Origin of the sequence: Mycolicibacter senuensis (genome assembly GCF_002101885.1) — a bacterium.
In the GTDB taxonomy this organism is placed as follows: domain Bacteria; phylum Actinomycetota; class Actinomycetes; order Mycobacteriales; family Mycobacteriaceae; genus Mycobacterium; species Mycobacterium senuense.
The window spans coordinates 34,117-51,660 of record NZ_LQPS01000027.1; the positions used below are offsets into that span (position 1 = coordinate 34,117).

General features: G+C 69.1%; 22 protein-coding genes. 12 read left to right on the top strand and 10 right to left on the bottom strand.

The features are described 5' to 3' along the window. Position 1: 1 nt before the first annotated feature. Positions 2-541, bottom strand: a complete 540-nt coding sequence (locus tag AWC24_RS05945) for a VOC family protein (protein WP_163705487.1) — start codon at positions 539-541, stop codon at positions 2-4. Positions 542-661: 120 nt separating this feature from the next. Between AWC24_RS05945 and AWC24_RS05950 the strand changes: the two genes are divergently transcribed. The 3 genes from AWC24_RS05950 to AWC24_RS05960 are packed head-to-tail and all read left to right on the top strand — an operon-like array spanning position 662 to position 2,594. Then, a complete protein-coding gene (locus tag AWC24_RS05950; protein WP_085082993.1) occupies positions 662-1,168 on the top strand; it encodes a nuclear transport factor 2 family protein in 507 nt (168 codons plus the stop codon). Further along, positions 1,165-2,202 (top strand): NAD-dependent epimerase/dehydratase family protein, encoded by a 1,038-nt coding sequence (locus AWC24_RS05955; protein WP_085082995.1) that lies wholly within the window; start codon positions 1,165-1,167, stop codon positions 2,200-2,202. The genes AWC24_RS05950 and AWC24_RS05955 overlap by 4 nt, the downstream gene beginning before the upstream one ends. Beyond that, positions 2,199-2,594, top strand: coding sequence for a DUF427 domain-containing protein (locus AWC24_RS05960; RefSeq protein ID WP_085082997.1), 396 nt, complete (start codon positions 2,199-2,201; stop codon positions 2,592-2,594). The genes AWC24_RS05955 and AWC24_RS05960 overlap by 4 nt, the downstream gene beginning before the upstream one ends. 6 nt (positions 2,595-2,600) lie before the next feature. On the opposite strand, the gene AWC24_RS05965 is transcribed toward AWC24_RS05960, so the two are convergent. Next, positions 2,601-2,990, bottom strand: coding sequence for a nuclear transport factor 2 family protein (locus AWC24_RS05965; RefSeq protein WP_085083060.1), 390 nt, complete (start codon positions 2,988-2,990; stop codon positions 2,601-2,603). 64 nt (positions 2,991-3,054) lie between these two features. Here AWC24_RS05965 and AWC24_RS05970 point away from each other — a divergent pair, with 64 nt between their 5' ends. After that, positions 3,055-3,969, top strand: a complete 915-nt coding sequence (locus AWC24_RS05970; RefSeq protein ID WP_085083062.1) for a DNA-3-methyladenine glycosylase family protein — start codon at positions 3,055-3,057, stop codon at positions 3,967-3,969. Here AWC24_RS05970 and AWC24_RS05975 read toward each other — a convergent pair. After that, positions 3,956-4,549, bottom strand: coding sequence for a TetR/AcrR family transcriptional regulator (locus tag AWC24_RS05975; RefSeq protein WP_085082999.1), 594 nt, complete (start codon positions 4,547-4,549; stop codon positions 3,956-3,958). The two genes, AWC24_RS05970 and AWC24_RS05975, sit on opposite strands and share 14 nt — an antisense overlap. Positions 4,550-4,664: 115 nt before the next feature. On the opposite strand from AWC24_RS05975, the gene AWC24_RS05980 reads away from it, so the two are divergent. From AWC24_RS05980 to AWC24_RS05995, 4 genes are all read left to right on the top strand, one after another. Continuing rightward, the gene (locus AWC24_RS05980) at positions 4,665-5,327 is read left to right on the top strand and encodes a TetR/AcrR family transcriptional regulator (protein WP_085083000.1); all 663 of its coding nucleotides are present in this window, start codon (positions 4,665-4,667) and stop codon (positions 5,325-5,327) included. A 61-nt stretch (positions 5,328-5,388) separates the two neighbouring features. Then, on the top strand, positions 5,389-6,324 hold the full coding sequence (locus tag AWC24_RS05985; RefSeq protein WP_085083002.1) for a class I SAM-dependent methyltransferase: 936 nt from the start codon (positions 5,389-5,391) through the stop codon (positions 6,322-6,324). 70 nt (positions 6,325-6,394) lie between these two features. Next, positions 6,395-7,771 (top strand): aldehyde dehydrogenase family protein, encoded by a 1,377-nt coding sequence (locus AWC24_RS05990; protein WP_085083004.1) that lies wholly within the window; start codon positions 6,395-6,397, stop codon positions 7,769-7,771. Between the two features lie 40 nt (positions 7,772-7,811). Continuing rightward, positions 7,812-8,675, top strand: coding sequence for an SDR family NAD(P)-dependent oxidoreductase (locus AWC24_RS05995; RefSeq protein ID WP_085083006.1), 864 nt, complete (start codon positions 7,812-7,814; stop codon positions 8,673-8,675). Positions 8,676-8,727: 52 nt separating this feature from the next. On the opposite strand, the gene AWC24_RS06000 is transcribed toward AWC24_RS05995, so the two are convergent. Continuing rightward, on the bottom strand, positions 8,728-9,546 hold the full coding sequence (locus AWC24_RS06000) for a tyrosine-protein phosphatase (protein ID WP_085083008.1): 819 nt from the start codon (positions 9,544-9,546) through the stop codon (positions 8,728-8,730). A gap of 100 nt (positions 9,547-9,646) precedes the next feature. Further along, a complete protein-coding gene (locus tag AWC24_RS21555; protein WP_013827042.1) occupies positions 9,647-9,790 on the bottom strand; it encodes a hypothetical protein in 144 nt (47 codons plus the stop codon). 131 nt (positions 9,791-9,921) lie between these two features. Here AWC24_RS21555 and AWC24_RS06005 point away from each other — a divergent pair, with 131 nt between their 5' ends. Further along, complete coding sequence (locus AWC24_RS06005) at positions 9,922-10,569, top strand: TetR/AcrR family transcriptional regulator (protein WP_085083064.1); 648 nt, start codon at positions 9,922-9,924, stop codon at positions 10,567-10,569. 6 nt (positions 10,570-10,575) lie between these two features. On the opposite strand, the gene AWC24_RS06010 is transcribed toward AWC24_RS06005, so the two are convergent. Next, positions 10,576-11,472 carry an alpha/beta hydrolase gene (locus AWC24_RS06010; protein WP_085083010.1) on the bottom strand — a complete coding sequence of 299 codons (897 nt, stop codon included), beginning with the start codon at positions 11,470-11,472 and terminating at the stop codon, positions 10,576-10,578. Between the two features lie 49 nt (positions 11,473-11,521). Here AWC24_RS06010 and AWC24_RS06015 point away from each other — a divergent pair, with 49 nt between their 5' ends. After that, positions 11,522-12,862: an FAD-binding oxidoreductase gene (locus AWC24_RS06015; protein WP_085083066.1), complete on the top strand. Its 1,341-nt coding sequence runs from the start codon at positions 11,522-11,524 to the stop codon at positions 12,860-12,862. Here the strand turns inward: AWC24_RS06015 and AWC24_RS06020 are convergent. Beyond that, positions 12,832-13,413 (bottom strand): TetR/AcrR family transcriptional regulator, encoded by a 582-nt coding sequence (locus AWC24_RS06020; protein WP_085083012.1) that lies wholly within the window; start codon positions 13,411-13,413, stop codon positions 12,832-12,834. The genes AWC24_RS06015 and AWC24_RS06020 overlap by 31 nt on opposite strands. A 105-nt stretch (positions 13,414-13,518) precedes the next feature. Between AWC24_RS06020 and AWC24_RS06025 the strand changes: the two genes are divergently transcribed. Beyond that, on the top strand, positions 13,519-14,151 hold the full coding sequence (locus tag AWC24_RS06025; RefSeq protein ID WP_085083014.1) for an SDR family NAD(P)-dependent oxidoreductase: 633 nt from the start codon (positions 13,519-13,521) through the stop codon (positions 14,149-14,151). On the opposite strand, the gene AWC24_RS06030 is transcribed toward AWC24_RS06025, so the two are convergent. Both AWC24_RS06030 and AWC24_RS06035 read right to left on the bottom strand, forming a co-directional pair. Beyond that, a complete protein-coding gene (locus AWC24_RS06030) occupies positions 14,152-14,976 on the bottom strand; it encodes a thioesterase family protein (protein WP_174813669.1) in 825 nt (274 codons plus the stop codon). It lies immediately after the preceding gene. A 17-nt stretch (positions 14,977-14,993) separates the two neighbouring features. Further along, entirely contained in the window at positions 14,994-15,812 is an 819-nt protein-coding gene (locus AWC24_RS06035) for an SMP-30/gluconolactonase/LRE family protein (RefSeq protein ID WP_085083070.1), read from the bottom strand. A 129-nt stretch (positions 15,813-15,941) separates the two neighbouring features. Between AWC24_RS06035 and AWC24_RS06040 the strand changes: the two genes are divergently transcribed. Continuing rightward, positions 15,942-16,844, top strand: coding sequence for an acyl-CoA thioesterase (locus tag AWC24_RS06040; RefSeq protein WP_085083016.1), 903 nt, complete (start codon positions 15,942-15,944; stop codon positions 16,842-16,844). Here the strand turns inward: AWC24_RS06040 and AWC24_RS06045 are convergent. Next, a complete protein-coding gene (locus AWC24_RS06045) occupies positions 16,841-17,536 on the bottom strand; it encodes a DUF427 domain-containing protein (protein WP_085083018.1) in 696 nt (231 codons plus the stop codon). The genes AWC24_RS06040 and AWC24_RS06045 overlap by 4 nt on opposite strands. Positions 17,537-17,544 lie beyond the last annotated feature (8 nt).

The window sequence follows — 17,544 nt, forward strand, 5'->3', positions numbered from 1 at the left end:
TTCAGCCGAGCTGGGTGGTGGTCGAGCGGGACGTGACCACCTTGGGGTCGGCCGCTCGTTCGGTGCTGGTCAGCAGCGCATGCGCCTGCTCCGGGTTGCGCTCGAAGCCGGGTGTGTCCCGGCATAACTCGACCATGATGCCGTTGGGGTCCAGGTAGTACAACGAGTGGCACCAGCCGTGGTCGACGTCCATCAGCGCTTTGATGCCGGCGGCGTCCATCCGGGCGCGGACGTCGTTCTGCTTCTCCTCGGTGGCCCGGAACGCCACGTGATTCACCCACACCGGCAGCCCGTTCGGGCGCGACAGCGAGCTCGACCAGTCGGGTTTCTCGCCGACGCCGTGCAGGTCGAAGAACGCGATGCACGAGCCGTCGCCGAGGTCGTAGAACACGTGCCGGAAGTAGCCGTCCTGCAGGTGTTCGACCTCGGTGTGGACCAGCGGAAACCCCAGCAGGTCTTGGTAGAAGCGGTGCGTCGCCGCCAGGTCGGTGCAGGCGTAGGCCGCGTGATGCAGCCCGACGGCCGGTTTGCTGGGCGTCACGGCGATCTCCTTAAGACCGGTGGGCTCGACGGCGTCACCGTAACACTGATCCGAATATAAACCCAGATTCGATTCCGACCGCCCTCGACAACTCCGATAGAACGTGTTCTAGTTCTTCGCATGACGAATCCGCAGTTCAGCCGCGCGGAGCTCGCGGCCGCATTCGAGACCTTCGAGCAGACCGTCGCCCGCGCCGCCGAGACCAAGGACTGGGACGCCTGGGTGAGCCACTACACCCCCGACGTCGAATACGTCGAGCACGCCATGGGCACCATGCACGGCCGCGACGAGGTGCGGCCCTGGATCCGCCAGACCATGTCGACGTTCCCGGGCAGCTACATGACCGAGTTCCCGGCGCTGTGGTCGGTCATCGACGAGGCCGGCGGGCGGATCATCTGCGAACTGGACAACCCGATGCGCGATCCCGGCGACGGCACCATCATCAGCGCCACCAACATCTCGATCATCACCTATGCCGGCGACGGCCTGTGGCGCCGTCAGGAGGACATCTACAACCCGCTGCGCTTCGTCGCCGCCTCGATGAAGTGGTGCCGCAAGGCCCAAGAGCTCGGCACCCTGGACGACGAGGCGGCCGCCTGGATGAAGCAGTTCGGAGGGAATGCGTGAACCGCAAGCCCAAGCTCGGCCCCAAGCTGGTCGTAGGCGCCAACGGCTTTCTCGGCTCGCACGTCACCCGCCAACTCGTCGATGCCGCTGAAGACGTCCGGGTGATGGTGCGCCCGACCGCCAACACCGTCGGGATCGACGACCTCGACGTCACCCGCTACCACGGCGACGTGTTCGACACCGCCACGCTGCGCGAAGCGATGACCGGCTGCGACGACATCTACTACTGCGTCGTCGACACCCGCGCCTGGCTGCGCGATCCGGCCCCGCTGTTCCGCACCAACGTCGAAGGCCTGCGCAACGTCCTCGACGTGGCGGTCGAGGAGCCGATCGCCGCCGGGCTGCGCCGGTTCGTGTTCACCAGCAGCTACGTGACCGTCGGCCGCCGCCGTGACCACGTCGCCACCGAGGCCGACCAGATCGACCGCCGCCGGCTCACCCCCTATGTTCGGTCCCGGGTGCAGGCCGAAGACCTGGTGCTGCGCTACGCCGCCGACGCCGGACTCCCGGCGGTGGCGATGTGCGTGTCGAGCACCTACGGCGCCGGCGACTGGGGACGCACCCCGCACGGCGCGTTCATCGCCGGCGCCGTCTACGGCAAGCTGCCGTTCGTGATGGACGGCATCCGACTGGAGGCCGTCGGGGTCGAAGACGCCGCGCAGGCGCTGATCCTGGCCGCCGCACACGGCCGCAACGGTGAGCGGTACCTGATCTCCGAGCGGATGATCGCCAACGCCGAGATCAGCGCGATCGCGGCGGACGAGGCCGGGGTGCCGCCGCCGGCGCGGTCGATCTCGGTGCCGATGCTGTACGCACTCGGTGCCCTGGGTGGCCTGAAGGCCCGGCTGCGCGGCGAGGATGCCGAGCTCTCGACGGCGTCGGTCAAGATGATGCGCGCCGAGTCCGAGGTCGACCACTCCAAGGCGGTGCGTGAGTTGGGCTGGCGGCCCCGGCCGGTGGAGGAATCGATCCGCGAGGCGGCGCGTTTCTGGATGAAACTGCGTGACGCCAGGAAGCGAGGGACCCCCGCATGACCCAGCACAGCCCGGGCAACCGACCTGTCCACCTCCCGACCGCCGAGTACCCGATCACCGTGACCCCGACCGGCCGGCACGTCACGGTGCGCATCGGCGGCGAAGTCGTCGCCGACACCGACGACGCGCTGACGCTGCAAGAATCGACCCGCCCTGCGGTGCAGTACATTCCGCGGGCCGACGTCCGGCGCGAGATGTTGAGCCGGACCGAGACGACCACGTACTGCCCGTTCAAGGGCGACGCCGCCTACTACACCGTGACGACCCCGGCCGGACAGACCGTCGCCGATGCGATCTGGACCTACGAACAACCGTTTCCCGCGGTCGCCGCGATCGCCGGGCACCTCGCCTTCTATCCGGACAAGGCCGAGATCAGCCTCGGCCAGGACTAGATCGGACTAGATTCCCAGCACCTCTCCGGCGAACCGCGTCTCGGTGTACTCCCGCACCGACACGATCTGGCCGTCGTGGCAGTCGACGATGAACACCAGCGGGCTGTCGTAGTGGCCGCCGTCGGCGGTGACGCAGTCGCCGTGCGCCTCGATCACCACCGTCTCACCCTCGTTGATGCAGCGGGTCAGATCCAGCGTGATCCGCAGCCCGCGGCGGCGCTCCTCCACCTGCTGGCGCAGGGCGTCCGCATCGATCGCTCGACGGGTCAGGATGCTCCAGTAGGTGAAGTCGTCGCTGACCAGGCTGAAGGTCTCGTCCAGGTCGTCGTCGCCACAGATGCCCTGCAGGAACATCCACGCCAATTCCGCCTGCGGGTCGTCGAACGGGGTGGCCACCTGTTCATCGTGGCGTGGTGACGCGAAGCGGTCAACGTGGAGACGCTGTCCCTATGATCACGTCATCAACAGTTCGCTTCGCCGTACCATCACCTTTTCCGGCCCGGCCAGTCCCGCGCTGGCCCTGTCCCCGCTGCGCCGCGGCCCCGGTGACCCCTGCCTGCAGATCATCGACGGCGCCATCTGGCGGACCAGCCTGATGCCCGGCGGCCCGGTGACGGCGCGGATCACTCGGGCGGCGCCCGACGCGGTGGACTGCACGGCGTGGGGCGACGGCGCCGCGGAGTTCCTCGACGGGCTGCCGGGACTGCTTGGCGCCGACGACGACGCCTCGGACTTCGTGCCGAGCGAGCCGACGGTGGCCGCCGCACACCGCCGGCTGCCACACCTTCGGCTGGGCCGCACCGGGCGGGTGCTCGAAGCGCTCATCCCGGCGGTGCTCGAACAGCGGGTGCCCGGCGTCGATGCGTTTCGGGCCTGGCGGGTGCTGGTCACCGAGTTCGGCGGTCCCGCGCCCGGGCCGGCGCCGACGCGGATGCGGGTGCCGCCGTCGGCCGAGGTGTGGCGGGCCATCCCGTCGTGGAAGTTTCACCGCGCCAACGTCGACGGCGGGCGAGCCCGCACCGTGGTCGGTTGCGCGCAGCGGGCGGCGTCGCTGGAACGGCTGGTGGGCAGGCCGGCGGACGAGGCTCAAGTGGCCCTGATGTCGCTGCCCGGTGTCGGGGTGTGGACCGCGGCCGAGACGGCCCAGCGTGCCTTCGGCGACGCCGATGCGCTGTCGGTCGGCGACTATCACGTCGCGAAGATGATCGGCTGGACGCTGCTCGGCCGGCCGATCGACGACGACGCCATGATCGAACTGCTGGAGCCGATGCGACCGCACCGCCACCGGGTGGTGCGACTGCTGATCGAGAGCGGGCTGGCCGTCGAACCGCGGCGCGGGCCGCGGCTGGCGGTGCAACGGATCAGCTCGCTGTGAAGGGCCGTTCGGGGGTTTCGTTGCCCGCGGCGCCGGCGAATCGTCCCGAGTCCAGTGCGTCGAGCAACTGGGCGGCTATCCAGGCGATCGCGGCACTGTCGCGGGGTAGTAGCGCCTGCTCATAACCGATCAGCATGTACATGCCCCAGCTGGCGAACAGGTGCGCCTGACGTTCGTCGTGCAGGATCTCCAGCGCCGACTCATACATGATGTCGAACCGCTGCCGGTCCACCTGGGTCTGCACGGCGCGCACCTGCGGGTCCGCCGAACCCCAGGAGCGGATCGCGGCCTCCGCGCCGTGCGGCAGCGCCAGGCCGATCTGGATCAGGCTGTCGAGACGCTCGCGTGGGTCGGGCAGGGCCCGCGCGAACTCCACGTGCTGGACGGTGCGGTCGTCCAGCCAGTGCTGAACCAGATCGCGGGTGTAGACCGGCCAGCTGGTGAAGTAGTGGTAGAACGAGCCCGTCGTCACCCCGAGCCGGTTGCAGACTTCGGCCAGCTTGAGGCCGCCGTATCCCAATTCCGACAGCACTTCGAGACCCGTCTCGAAGTACGCCTGCCGGGAGAGGACCGCGCCCATAAGTTGACTTTAGTTCGCCGGAGCCGCTGACGGGACGCATCTGGGGATGCAGAAGTGAATGTTCGTAATGTGGAATTTACCGATGGGTCACGGCGGCGGTGTCAGAATTCATCTCATGCAGGAAGTCGCGTTCCACCGGCTCGGGCGTCCCCGCGGCGCACGGTCCGGGCTGACCAGGGAGCGCATCATTGTCGCTGCCAGCGGTGTGTTCGGCGAATTCGGCTACCACGCGACGACGTTTCAGGCCATTGCCGCCCGCGCGCACCTGACGCGGCCGGCGATCAACCACTACTTCTCGAACAAGCAACTGCTCTACCAGGCGGTGCTCAACCGCAACGAATCGATTCTCGACCACGCCGTCGAGCGGGCGCGCGCCGAGAACGGCCTGATCGCACGGCTGTCGTCGGTCATCTACGCGTTCGCCCAGTTGGGAGAGGCGGACCGCACGGCCGCGGCGTTCGCGGTCACCGCGGTGCTGGATGCTCAACGGGACCCGGAACTGCGGGCATTGGTCGGTGACCTGCAGGGGCCGACCCGGCGGTTCCTCACCGACGCGCTCATCGATGCCATCGATCGAGGCGAGCTGGTCACCGCGACCTCGGTCGGCGACCTGACCGAGACGTTGCTGGCCGTGCTGTGGGGGATCGGGTTCTACATCGCCGCACTCGGCGACCACGACGAGTCGGCCGCGGTGATCGCCAGCGTGCAGGCACTATTGGCGAACCGGCTGTGGCAGCTGCATCAGCCGGGGGCGCCGGCCGCCGGGAGCAGTGAATAGCTCGACTAACTTTTTCGGTAGCATGGCTTGCGATACCGACGGCAAGCTAGCGAGGTAACCGATGAGCACACTGCGCACCCACGACGACAGCTGGGACATCGCCACCAGCGTCGGCTCCACGGCGGTGATGGTGGCCGCCGCCCGCGCGGTCGAGACCGACAGTCCCGATCCGCTGATCTCCGATCCCTACGCCAAACTTCTGGTCGCCAACGCCGGCACCGGGGTGTGGGAGACGCTGCTCAACGAGGCGCTGATCGACAAGCTGGAGTCGGTGGACCCCGAGATCGCCGCGGTGTATCACCACATGCGCAGCTACCAGGCGGTCCGGACGCACTTCTTCGACGCCTACTTCGCCGAGGCGGTCGGCGCCGGGATCCGCCAGGTGGTGATCCTGGCCTCCGGACTGGACTCGCGGGCCTACCGGCTGGAGTGGCCGGCCGGGACCACGGTCTATGAGATCGACCAGCCGAAGGTTCTGGCCTACAAGGAGACGACGCTGGCGGCCCACGACGTGACCGTGCCGGTGCAGCACCGCGCGGTGGCCATCGACCTGCGGCAGGACTGGCCCGCCGCGTTGACCGCCGCCGGCTTCGACCCGTCAGCCCCGACGGCCTGGCTGGCCGAGGGCCTGTTGATGTACCTGCCGGCCGACGCCCAGGATCGGCTGTTCGACCAGATCACGGCGCTCAGCGCCCCCGGGAGCCGGATCGCGGCCGAGACCGCGGCCAACCACGCCGACCAGCGGCGCCAGGAGATGTCGGAACGATTCAAGAAGGTCGCCGAGCAGATCGGCCTGGAGCAGACCGTGGACATCCAGGACCTGATCTACCACGACGAGGAGCGCGCGGCGGTGCCGGACTGGCTCAACGGGCACGGGTGGCGGGCGACCGCGCAACACTCCACCGACGAGATGCGCCGGCTGGGACGCTGGGTGAACGTGCCGATGGGCGACGACACCGATGCATTCTCGGAGTTCGTCACCGCGGTACGCGACTGACCAGCTGTCCAGCGGGCCTTCTTGCGCCGATCGCGCGGCATGGCCGGCCGCGCAGCGGTAGGAATGGACCATGACCACCACTACCGACGTCGCGGATGTCGTCGCCCTGCTCCGCGGCACCTTCGCCACCGGGCGGACGCGCGATGTGCGCTGGCGGCGCACCCAGCTGAACCGCCTCGAGCAGATGATGAACGAGAACGAGGCGCAGATCGCCGAGGCGCTCGCGGCCGATCTGGACCGCAAGCCGTTCGAGGCGTGGCTGGCCGATATCGCCGGCACCGCCGCCGAGGCGCGGTATGCGGCCAAGCACGTCAAGAAGTGGATGCGCCGCAAGCACCGGCTGCTCGAGCTGGCCCAGCTGCCCGGCCGCGGCTGGGTGGAGTACGAGCCCTACGGCACGGTGCTGATCATCGGCGCCTGGAACTTCCCGTTCTATCTGACGCTGGGACCGCTGGTGGGTGCGATCGCGGCGGGAAACACCGTGGTGCTCAAGCCATCTGAGATCTCCCCCGCCTCGTCGCGGCTGATGGCCGAGTTGGTGCCCCGCTACTTGGACCCCGACGCGATCGTGGTGGTCGAGGGCGACGGTGCGGTCAGCCAGGCGCTGATCGCCCAGGGCTTCGACCGGGTGATGTTCACCGGCGGGACCGAGATCGGCCGCAAGATCATGGCCGGCGCGGCCGAGCACCTGACTCCGGTGACGCTGGAGCTGGGCGGCAAGAGTCCGTGCATCGTGGCCGCCGACGCCGACATCGATGTCGCGGCCAAGCGGATCGCCTTCACCAAACTGCTGAACTCCGGGCAGACCTGCGTCGCCCCGGACTACGTGTTGGCCGACACCGCGATCCGCGACGAGTTGGTCGCCGGGATCGGCGCGGCCATCACCGACTTCCGGGCACCAGAGACGCACGGCATGCGTATCGTCAACGAACGCCAATTCAACCGTCTCACAAAGTATCTGGCCGACACCCGCGGTACCGTGGCGCTCGGTGGTGGCTCGGACGCCGCGACACTGCGGATCGAACCCACCGTGGTCGTCGACCCCGATCCCGCCGAGGCGTTGATGACGAACGAGATCTTCGGGCCCATCCTGCCGGTGATCTCCGTCGACTCCGTCGATGCCGCGATCGACTTCGTCAACGCCCGGCCCAAGCCGCTGGCGGCCTACCTGTTCACCAAGACCCGCGCGGTGCGCGAGAAGGTGATCAGCCGGGTGCCCTCGGGCGGCATGCTGGTCAACCATCTGGTGTTCCAGGTGTCCACCGCCAAGCTGCCGTTCGGTGGCGTCGGCCCGTCGGGGATGGGCGCCTACCACGGCCGGTGGGGCTTCGAGGAGTTCAGCCACCGCAAGACGGTGCTGACCAAGCCGACCCGACCCGATGTCAGCGCGATGATCTACCCGCCGTATACAGAGAAGGCCTGGAAGTTGGCGCGAAGGCTTTTCTAGGGCTGTTTTATCGTGGCGATCGAATCGAGGAAGGAAGCTCATGCCCGGAGTGCAGGATCGTGTTGTCGTCGTTACCGGAGCCGGTGGAGGACTGGGCCGTGAATACGCCCTGACCCTGGCCCGCGAGGGTGCCGCAGTGGTGGTCAACGATCTCGGCGGGGCCCGGGACGGCACCGGAGCCGGGCACAACATGGCCGATGAGGTGGTCGCCGAGATCAAGGCGGCCGGCGGACGGGCCGTCGCCAACTACGACAGCGTCGCCGACAGCGACGGCGCGGCCAACATCATCAAGACCGCGATCGACGAGTTCGGCAAGGTCGACGGGGTGGTCAGCAATGCCGGCATCCTGCGCGACGGCACCTTCCACAAGATGACCTTCGACAACTGGAACGCCGTGCTGCAGGTGCACCTCTACGGCGGCTACAACGTGGTGCGCGCCGCCTGGACGCACTTCCGCGAGCAGGGCTTCGGCCGGGTGGTGGTGGCCACCTCCACCAGCGGTCTGTTCGGCAACTTCGGGCAGGCCAACTACGGGGCTGCCAAGCTCGGCCTGGTCGGCATGATCAACACGCTGGCCATCGAGGGCGCCAAGTACAACATCAAGGCCAACGCGATCGCTCCGATCGCCGCCACCCGCATGACCGAGGACATCCTGCCGCCGGAGGTGCTGGAGAAGCTCAAGCCCGAGTACGTCGCACCGGTGGTCGCCTACCTGTGCACCGAAGAGCTCGCCGAGACCGGCTCGGTGTTCATCGCCGGTGGCGGCAAGGTGCAGCGGGCGGCACTGTTCGAGAACGCCGGAGCCAACTTCGAGAACCCGCCGTCGGTCGACGACGTCGCGGCGCAGTGGTCGACGATCGCCGACCTGTCGGCGGCCAAGGCGGCCAGCTTCTCGCTGCAGTAGCGCGGTGGCCGAACCGCACTCTCAGGCGTTGGGGCGAAGCGGTCGGACGGTCTCAGTCGAGCAGCGCGGCGCGCAGGCCGTCGCGGTCGGCGTCGGTGACCCCGGAGGCGTGCAGAAAGGCGTCCAGCGACCCGAAGTTCTGCTGGATCGAGTACTGGGCGGCCTCCAGATAGTCGGCGCGCACGCCGAGCACCTCATCGGAGAGCCGGGCCTCGGTGAAGGTCAGCACCTCGGGGGTGATCTCGTCTTCCGGCCGCGACCGGATCATGTCCATGATCTGGTCCCGCAGCGCCGGGACCGCGGTGTTGCTGCGCAGGTAGTCGGCCACCACCGCATCCCGGTCGACCCCGGCCGCCTGCAGCACCACCGCGACGACGAACCCGGTGCGGTCCTTGCCGGCGAAGCAGTGCGCCAGCACCGGCCGGCCCGCCGCCAGCAGCGACACCACTCGCTGCACCGCCCGGCGGGAGCCGCCCAGCGTCGGGAAGCGCTGGTATTCCTCGAGCATGTAGCGGGCCGCGACGTCGGCGGCGGTGTCCTCGTCGGGTTTTTCGGCCATCATCTTGCGGAACGCGTCCTCGTGCGGCGAGGAGCTCTCGGGCGACTGGTCGGCGGCCAGATCCGGGAAGGGCAGCAGATGAATGTCGACCCCGTCGGGCACCCGGCCGGGCCCGCGGCGCGTCACTTCCCGCGGGGACCGCAGGTCGGCGACGTCGGCCACCCCGATCCGCACCAGCTGCTCGCGGCCCTGGTCGTCGAGGCGACTCAGTTCACTGGACCGGAACAGCCGGCCCGGGCGCAGTGCGCCGGTCGTCTCTGATACGTCGCGAAAATTCCACGCCCCGGGCAGTTCCGGCTGGGAGGAGGTCACGTGGTCACGATAAGACACGGCGCAGGAGAACCCGTCGGGCGGACGCAAAAGGCCCCCGATCCGGTGCTGGATCGGGGGCCGTCAGGTCTGCGCGCCGGGGTTAGATCGGCGGGTAGTTCTGCGGCGGGTAGCCGCCGCCGCCGTCGACACCGCGCAGGCCCCAGGTCAGGTACTTGAAGAAGAACTCGGCCTCGTCGCTCATGTCGTAATCCGGATTCGGATCGTAACCGTAACCAGGACCCATGTCATCAACCCCTCAGCTTGGATTCCCCCAGTTTAGTCGCCTCGTCAACGGTGCGATGGCGGACTGCATAGAATCCTTCCAACCAGTTGATTGATACGCCGTTGACACCGGCCGGCCGATAGCGAGTGGACATGCCAAACGACAAGGGTGCATCGGGGAGCTCCGCCCAGGGGCCCTCCCGCCGCGAGGAGCTGCTCGCGGTCGCCACCAAGTTGTTCGCCGCCCGCGGCTACCACGGCACCCGGATGGACGACGTCGCCGATGTGGTCGGCCTGAACAAGGCGACTGTCTACCACTATTACGCCAGCAAGTCGCTGATCCTCTACGACATCTACCAGCAGGCCGCGGAACGGACGCTGGCCGCCGTGCACGACGACCCGACCTGGACTGCGCGCGAGGCGCTGTACCAGTACACGGTGCGACTGCTCGACCAGATCGCCGTCAACCCGGAGGGGGCGGCGGTCTACTTCCAGGAGCAGCCCTACATCACCGAGTGGTTCACCGACGAACAGGTCGCCGAGGTCCGGGAGAAAGAAGCCCAGGTCTACGAGCACGTGCACGGCCTGATCGACCGGGGTATCGCCAGCGGCGAGTTCTACCAGTGCGATTCGCATGTGCTGGCGCTCGGCTACATCGGGATGACGCTGGGGGCCTACCGCTGGTTGCGGCCCAGCGGTCGACGCAGCGCCAAGGAGATCGCCGCGGAGTTCAGCACCGCCCTGCTGCGCGGGCTGATCCGCGACGAGACGATCCGGGTCGAATCGCCGCTGGGGGTCTAGCCGGGTCTAGCCGGCCGCCTTGAGATGGCGGTCCAGGAACTCCAGCTGATCGGCGATGACCCGTTCGAACGCGTCGCCGACATAGATGTCGAAATGTCCCTCGGGATATCTCTTGATGGTGCCGCGGGGTGCGCGCTCGGCGTAGCGCAGCGTCGGTCCGGCCGGGGCGACCGAGTCGGTGTCGCAGACACAGAACAGGATCGGGCAGCTCACCTTGGCCGCCGCCCGGCCAGGCCGGTAGCCGAGAATCTTCATCCCGATCCGCGCGGCGACCTCGTTGCGGATGGTCTGCCCCTCCGGGGCCAGCTTCAGGTAGCCCGGGTAGGCGTCAGGCGTGCTCATCAGCGCGACCTCCCCGGGCCGTCCGGCGGTGGCCACCATCACCGGCGGGTTGCCGAGCCGGGCCGCGGCCAGATCACGCATTGCCAGCAGGCTGACCCGGGCGACCGTCAGCGGCGGGATGGTGCGCGCCGAGGCGATCCCGTCGGTGAACGGACACTGCGCCACCACCGCCGCGACCGGAAGCCGTGCCGCGGTTGCGATCACGTGGCCGCCGGCGAACGAGGTGCCCCACAACCCGATCCGGGCCGGGTCGACACCGGCCAGGGTATGGGCGAAGTCGACCGCGGCGGCCCAGTCCGCCAACTGCATGTTCACGTCGAGCAGCTGGCGCGGCGCGCCGCCGCTCGCACCGAAGTTGCGGTAGTCGAACACCAGGCAGCCGTAGCCGGCCGCGGCGAACCGCTCGGCGTAGGCGTCCAGGCGCATCGTGCGCACGGCGCCCAGACCGTGGGCCATGACCAGCAGCGGTGCGCCGCCCGGGCCGCTGTCGTCGGGCCGGTAGAGCCAGGCGCTGATCGGATCGCTGCCGGATCGGAAGGAGACGTCTTCGCGGGTAGCCATAGGGGAAAGGTAGCGCGGTGTGTGATAAACCGGGGCGGTGACAGCGAGCCTGCTGCGGAGTCTGGCCGAAGTGGTGGGTGACGCCCACGTCACCGACGATCCCGACGTGCTGGCCGCTCACAGTGTCGACTACACCGGCCGCTACCGGGGCCGGGCCGGTGCGCTGGTGCGGCCCGGATCCCCCGAGGAGGTCGCCGCGGTGCTGCGGGCCTGCCGGGACGGCGGCGCACACGTCACCGTCCAAGGCGGCCGCACCTCGCTGGTGGCCGGCACCGTCCCCGAACACGACGACGTGTTGCTGTCCACCGCGCGGCTCAACACCGTCGGTGACCTCGACACCGTCGAGCGCCGGATCAGGGTGGGCGCCGGCGTCACCCTCGCGGCGGTGCAACGCGCCGCCGCGGCGGCCGGGCTGGTATTCGGTGTCGACCTGACCGCCCGGGACACCGCAACCGTCGGCGGGATGGCATCGACCAACGCCGGCGGACTGCTCACCGTGCACTACGGAAACATGGGTGAGCAGGTGCTGGGCATGGCGGTCGCGCTGCCCGACGGGACGCTGCTGAACCGGCACAGTGCGGTGCGCGCCGACAACACCGGCTACAACCTGCCGGCGCTGTTCGTCGGCGCGGAGGGCACGCTGGGCGTCATCACCGGCCTGGAGCTGCGGCTGCGGCCGGCGCCGGCCCATCGGGTCACCGCGGTCTGCGGCTTCGCCGACCTCGACGCCCTGATCGGCGCCGCCCGGACGTTCCGCGATCTGGACGGCATCGCCGCCCTCGAATTGATCGACGCCCGGGTCGCCGCGCTCACCGGGGAGCGGCTCGGGGTCGCCGCGCCGGTGCGCGGCGAGTGGCTGCTGCTGGTGGAACTGGCCGGCGACACCGACCAAGCCGACCGGCTGTTCGGCCTGCTGCAGCAGCTGTCGTGCAGCGACGAGCCGGCGGTCGGCGTCGACACCGCCACCCGGCAGCGGCTCTGGCGGGTGCGCGAGGCGGTGGCCGACGTGCTGGGCGTTTTCGGTCCGCCGTTGAAGTTCGACGTCTCGCTGCCGTTGGCCGCCGTCGCCGGTTTCGCCGCCGCTGCCGGCGCGGCGGTGCGCACGCACGCCCCGGAGGCGTTGCCGGTGCTGTTCGGCCATATCGGCGAAGGCAACCTGCACTTAAACGTGCTGCGCTGCTCCGAAGCCGCCGAACCCGGGCTGTACGCGGCGATGATGGAGCTCATCGCCGACTGCGGCGGCAATGTCAGTTCCGAGCACGGGGTGGGCAGTCGCAAGCGCGCCTACCTGCCGATGTCGCGCGGGCCGGACGATATCGCCGCGATGCGGACGGTCAAGGCCGCGTTCGATCCGACCGGTTACCTCAATGCCGCGGTGCTGTTCGACTGATCCGGGCGGTTCGGCTGGTCGCGGTGGCGGATACCCACCGCTTGGCGCAGCTGGGCGAGAAACTGGTCGGAGTCGTCGCTGCGGATGATGTAGTGCGAGATGGCGATCCGGATCGCCGCCGCGGCCTTCACCGCGGCGTCGGGACCGGACAGCATCCGTTGCAGCCCTTCGCGCATCGGGACGATGATCCGGGAGAAGTCGCCGAGCACGTGCTTGGGTTCGATGTCGATCATCCGCACGCCCGTCGACGAGTGCTGGTAGTCGACGATGAAACGCAGGGCGGCGTCGAGCCTTTCCGTCCCTTTCAGGCCCTCGGTGGCGTCATGGAGTCCGCTGTCGAAGATATGCCGCTCGTAGCGGGAGAACGCCGAGACCAACTCCTCCTTCGAGGCGAACCACCGGTACAGCGTCGGGCGTGACACCCTGGCCTGCGAGGCGACCTCGGACAGGCTGAGCTTGGTCAGCCCGTTGCGGCCGAGCACCTCGGCGGTCGCGGCGAGAATCCGCTGCCGAGTCGAGCTATCGGGGCCGTCCACCGTGCTCCGGGTCATATCGGAGACTTTACAAAAAATAGCGTCAGTGTCACGCTGGTTCGGTGCTTGGCCATCGTTCCTCACGGTCGCGGGACCACTGGACGGGTCGGTAGGGCAATTATCGTGATCGAAGCACCACAAGTCACGTACGAGGAGCGGGCGCACCCGCCGCGAGCCGTCATGATCATCACCGAGGCGTCCGGGATCGCGCAGACCGCCGCGGCGCGACTGGCGGCCCACGGTCACCTGGTGCTGATCGGAAGCCGACAACCCGACCGCGCCGAACGGTTCGCGGCGCAGCTACGGCAGGGCGGAAGAAGCGCGTTCGCCGCCCGGCTGGATTTCGCCGACCCGCGGACGATCAGGGGCTTCCTGGCCACCGCGGAGTACCTCATCGGGACACCGGACGTGCTCATCACCGACTTCGGGCTGTCGGCCGAGCGAACCTGGGTGGGGGCGCAAATCCTTGCCACGCAGGTGATTCCGGCGATGATCGCCAACGGGCCCGGCGATGTGGTGCTGGTCAGCCCGGAGTTGGTGGGGTGGGCCGATGCCGCCCACCGGCGGGAATTCGACGCCTGGGCGGCGGCGTTGGATGCGGAGTTCGTCGGCACCCAGGTGCGGGCCTCGACCGTCCGATCGGCACCTGCCGGCGGTATCGCGTGCGCAGAGGACGCCGGGCGGCTGGTCGCGTCGATGATCATCGGGCCGCGGTTGCGCCTTGTCGAGCTGCTCCCACCGGCGCTACCGGCCTGATCAACGCCGCCGCACCAGCACCGATTGCTGGATGCCCGCCACCGCGCCCTGCTCGTCGAAGAGGGTGCCGATGGTCGTCCCGATGCCGTCCGGCCCGTAGTTGGTCTCGGCGCGGATCCCGACCCACTCGCCGTCGGGAATCCGGTGGACGTGCACCACCAGGTCGGTGTTGAGGAACGTCCACTTTCGGATGTCGAGTTTCGTGCCGACCCCGTTGGCGTCGTCGGCCACCGCGAATAGCCGCTGCAGCGGCGTCATCGGCTCGCCGGCCACCAGGTCCACGATCGGGCGGATCCAGGACTCGCCGGCGCCGGGAGCCAGCGGCTTGGTCAGCCACCGCCAGTCCAGGCTGTGCACGTAGTTGCGGTCCCAGTTCGCCTGCATATCCGTGCAGCGCGCCGCATCGACCGGCCGCAGCGGGGGAGCCGACGCGTTCGCCACCTCGGTGGTGTCCAGCGTCTGCAACCGCCATCCGGTGGCGCGGGCGACCGCACGCGGATGCTGGTCGGGACCCGGGGCCAGCATCTCGGCGCTGACGAGTTCGATCTGCTTGCCAGCCCGCTCGACCCGGGCGCGGACCCACAGCGCACCCTCGGCGGGGACCGGACCGAGCAGGTCGACGGCGACCCGGCTCAGCCGGGTGTCGTCGCGGGCCGCCTGGCGCTCCAGCGCCCGCACCAGCAGCGCCGAAACCGGTGCGGCGTGCTGAATCTGAGCCGACCAGGTGCCGCGCACCAGGTCGGTGGCGGCGAACTTCTCGCCCCGGGGATCGTCCGCGTCGAGCAGTTCGTAGTAGAAATCGGCCTTTTCCACGGTCTTTTCCACGTTCGGACCAATCCCTTTCAGGGCAGCCCGGCGCCGGGGATCTCCACGGTCACCGTGTCCACGCGGGACTCACGGGTCCCGATCAGTCGCTTGGGGTAGGCGTCGGTGCTGGACAGCAGGAACAGGGTGCGGCGCTTCGGCCCGCCCAGCGTGCAGGCGATCGCGGCCCGCTCGCCGATGTCGATGCGCTGGGTGACGGTGCCGCCCCGCGTGATGCGCTCGAACTGGTGGGCCAGCGTCATCGACGTCCACACCCCACCGGCCGCGTCGAGGGTGATGCCGTCGGGCGGACCGTCGAGGCCGTCGGCAAAGACCCGGCGGTCACCGAGACCGCCGTCGGCGCCGACGGTGAACGCGGTGAGGCGCCGGCCGATGGACTCGGCGACGATCAGCGTGCCGCCGTCGGGGGTGATCACCATCCCGTTGGGAAAGTCGAGGTCGGTGGCGACGGTGTGCACGCCGGCGTCGGGATCAACCCGCACGATGACCCCGCCGGAATACGCCTGCGAGCCGATGTAGCAGCGCCCGGCCGTGTCGATCACCATGTCGCCGAGGTCGGCCGGCACGAGTTCGCTCAGGTCGGCGACGGTGCTGATCGCGTCACCGTCGTAGCAGAGCACCTGACGGTCGTGGGCGGATGCGATCAGCAGCGAGCCGTCCGGCCGGAAACCCAGGCCGCTCGGGGTGTGGCCGGGCAGGGCCACCGTGGTCATCGAGCCGTGCAGGTCGACGGTGTGCAGCGCTTCGCCGAGCATGTCGGAGAACCACAGCAGGCCCTCGAACCAACGTGGGCCCTCGCCGAAGCAGAAGCCGCCGGCCAGCCGGGTGGGCGTCAGACCGGCTGCCGGGGTGTCGGGGTCGAGGCTCGTTTCGGCGATGCTCAACAGGGTCGTCCTCCTGGCCTGCGTTCATGGGCGCAACCCCGCCCACTTTACAAAACGTGACTGAAATGTCACGCTCGCGGAATGGCGCAGTCTACTGAGTCCACCGAGATCTCCTCGCCGGCCACGCCCTGGTCGGTCACCGGGCTGCTCGAGCTGTTCGAGGTGAACGCCGATGGCCCGGACCGGTTCACCGGCGCGACCGGCTTGGCCGCCGACGATGAGCGGCAGGTGGTCGAAGGCACCCAGTTGCTGGCGCAGGCCATCGTCGGGGTGGCAAAACGCTTCGGCGACAAGTCGATCCGATCGGTGCACGCGGTGTTCGCCCGCGCTGTCCTGGTGGGCCCGTCGGTCGAATACGTCATCGATGTGGTCAACGAGGGCCGTTCCACGGCCACCGCGGTCGTCTCGGTGCTGCAGAACGGCAAGCGCTGCGCGACCATGACGGTGCTCGCCGACGTCCCGTCGGCCGATGTCATCCGCCACCACCTGCCCCGCCCGAACGTCGCGTCGCCCGCGCAGGCCAATCCCTGCGCAATGCCGATGATCGGCCGGCAAGTGCGCCTCGTCGATGTCGTCGACGTCAACAGTCCAGACGAGGTGGGACCGCCGGAGATCCACGCCTGGCTGCACTATGACCCCATCCCCACCCGCGACGACCTCGCCAAGGCGCTGATCGCCTATTTCACCGGCCATCTGGGCATTTCGACGACGATGCGCGCCCACGCCGGGATCGGCACCAGCCAGTCGCATCTAACCGTGTCCACCGCGCCGATGACGGTCACAGTGAGCTTCCACGAACCGGTGCGGTGGCACGGCTGGCTGCTCTATGGCCATGAGAGCACCCAGGTGGGTGCGGGTATGTCCTACGTCCGCGGCACGGTGCACACCGAGGAGGGGGATCTCATCGCCTCCTTCGCCCAGGACGGGCTGATCCGACCGCTGCGCACCAGCGACAACAAGATCGCCGAGCAGGCCCGGATCTAGCGCTCCGGCGCGGCCGCGGGTTCCGGCAGGTCGGCGAACCCGCCGACACGGCCCATGTCGAAGCTGAAAAACCCTGCGATGGGCAGGCTTTCGGGCGGCGGGTCCGGGTAGCTCCAGGCCACGTCCGCGATGACCGTGTCGCCGACCACCGCCGACCAGTACGTCGCGTAACCCTTGTAGTTGCAGTAGGTCGAGGTCTCCGACGGCTGCAGCAGGTCGGTGCGCACGCGGCCGGGGGCGACGTAGAGCCGCGGCTGCAGGGCGGTCTCGAACACGATCACCGTGTCGTCGGTGTCCACCAGCGCCGCGCCGGCGACCTCGACGCGCAGCGTCCGCCGCGTCGGTCGGCAGTCGATGCGGTGATACGGGTTCGGCGGATAGTGCACCAGCCGGCGCCCCTCCTCGAACCAGGCATCCACCGCCTCCCACGGCACCTGCACGAACCCCGGGGCTTCCGGCACCGGCCGACGCGGCAGATCGCCGACGACATCAACCGGGAAGGCGTAGGACAGCGGCTGGCCCTGGCGGTGCACCAGCAGGACGCGTTCGGTGTCGAGCACCGGGTGATCGGCACTGACCGCCTGTACCCGGCGCGGGTGCGGCTCGACATAAACCAGGCTGGTGGCGATCTCGGGCGAGAACCAACCGGCGCGCTCGGTGCTGAGCGGGCCGTGTCCGGCGACCAGGCTCACGTCGTGTC

Excerpts from the sequence above, each read along its gene's own strand:
- AWC24_RS06020 (WP_085083012.1), bottom strand. The coding sequence starts at position 13,413 with ATGACCCGGAGCACGGTGGACGGCCCCGATAGCTCGACTCGGCAGCGG.
- AWC24_RS05995 (WP_085083006.1), top strand. The coding sequence starts at position 7,812 with ATGCCCGGAGTGCAGGATCGTGTTGTCGTCGTTACCGGAGCCGGTGGA.
- AWC24_RS21555 (WP_013827042.1), bottom strand. The coding sequence starts at position 9,790 with ATGGGTCCTGGTTACGGTTACGATCCGAATCCGGATTACGACATGAGC.
- AWC24_RS06040 (WP_085083016.1), top strand. The coding sequence starts at position 15,942 with ATGGCGCAGTCTACTGAGTCCACCGAGATCTCCTCGCCGGCCACGCCC.
- AWC24_RS06010 (WP_085083010.1), bottom strand. The coding sequence starts at position 11,472 with ATGGCTACCCGCGAAGACGTCTCCTTCCGATCCGGCAGCGATCCGATC.
- AWC24_RS06005 (WP_085083064.1), top strand. The coding sequence starts at position 9,922 with ATGCCAAACGACAAGGGTGCATCGGGGAGCTCCGCCCAGGGGCCCTCC.
- AWC24_RS05980 (WP_085083000.1), top strand. The coding sequence starts at position 4,665 with ATGCAGGAAGTCGCGTTCCACCGGCTCGGGCGTCCCCGCGGCGCACGG.
- AWC24_RS05975 (WP_085082999.1), bottom strand. The coding sequence starts at position 4,549 with ATGGGCGCGGTCCTCTCCCGGCAGGCGTACTTCGAGACGGGTCTCGAA.
- AWC24_RS05985 (WP_085083002.1), top strand. The coding sequence starts at position 5,389 with ATGAGCACACTGCGCACCCACGACGACAGCTGGGACATCGCCACCAGC.
- AWC24_RS05960 (WP_085082997.1), top strand. The coding sequence starts at position 2,199 with ATGACCCAGCACAGCCCGGGCAACCGACCTGTCCACCTCCCGACCGCC.
- AWC24_RS05990 (WP_085083004.1), top strand. The coding sequence starts at position 6,395 with ATGACCACCACTACCGACGTCGCGGATGTCGTCGCCCTGCTCCGCGGC.
- AWC24_RS05950 (WP_085082993.1), top strand. The coding sequence starts at position 662 with ATGACGAATCCGCAGTTCAGCCGCGCGGAGCTCGCGGCCGCATTCGAG.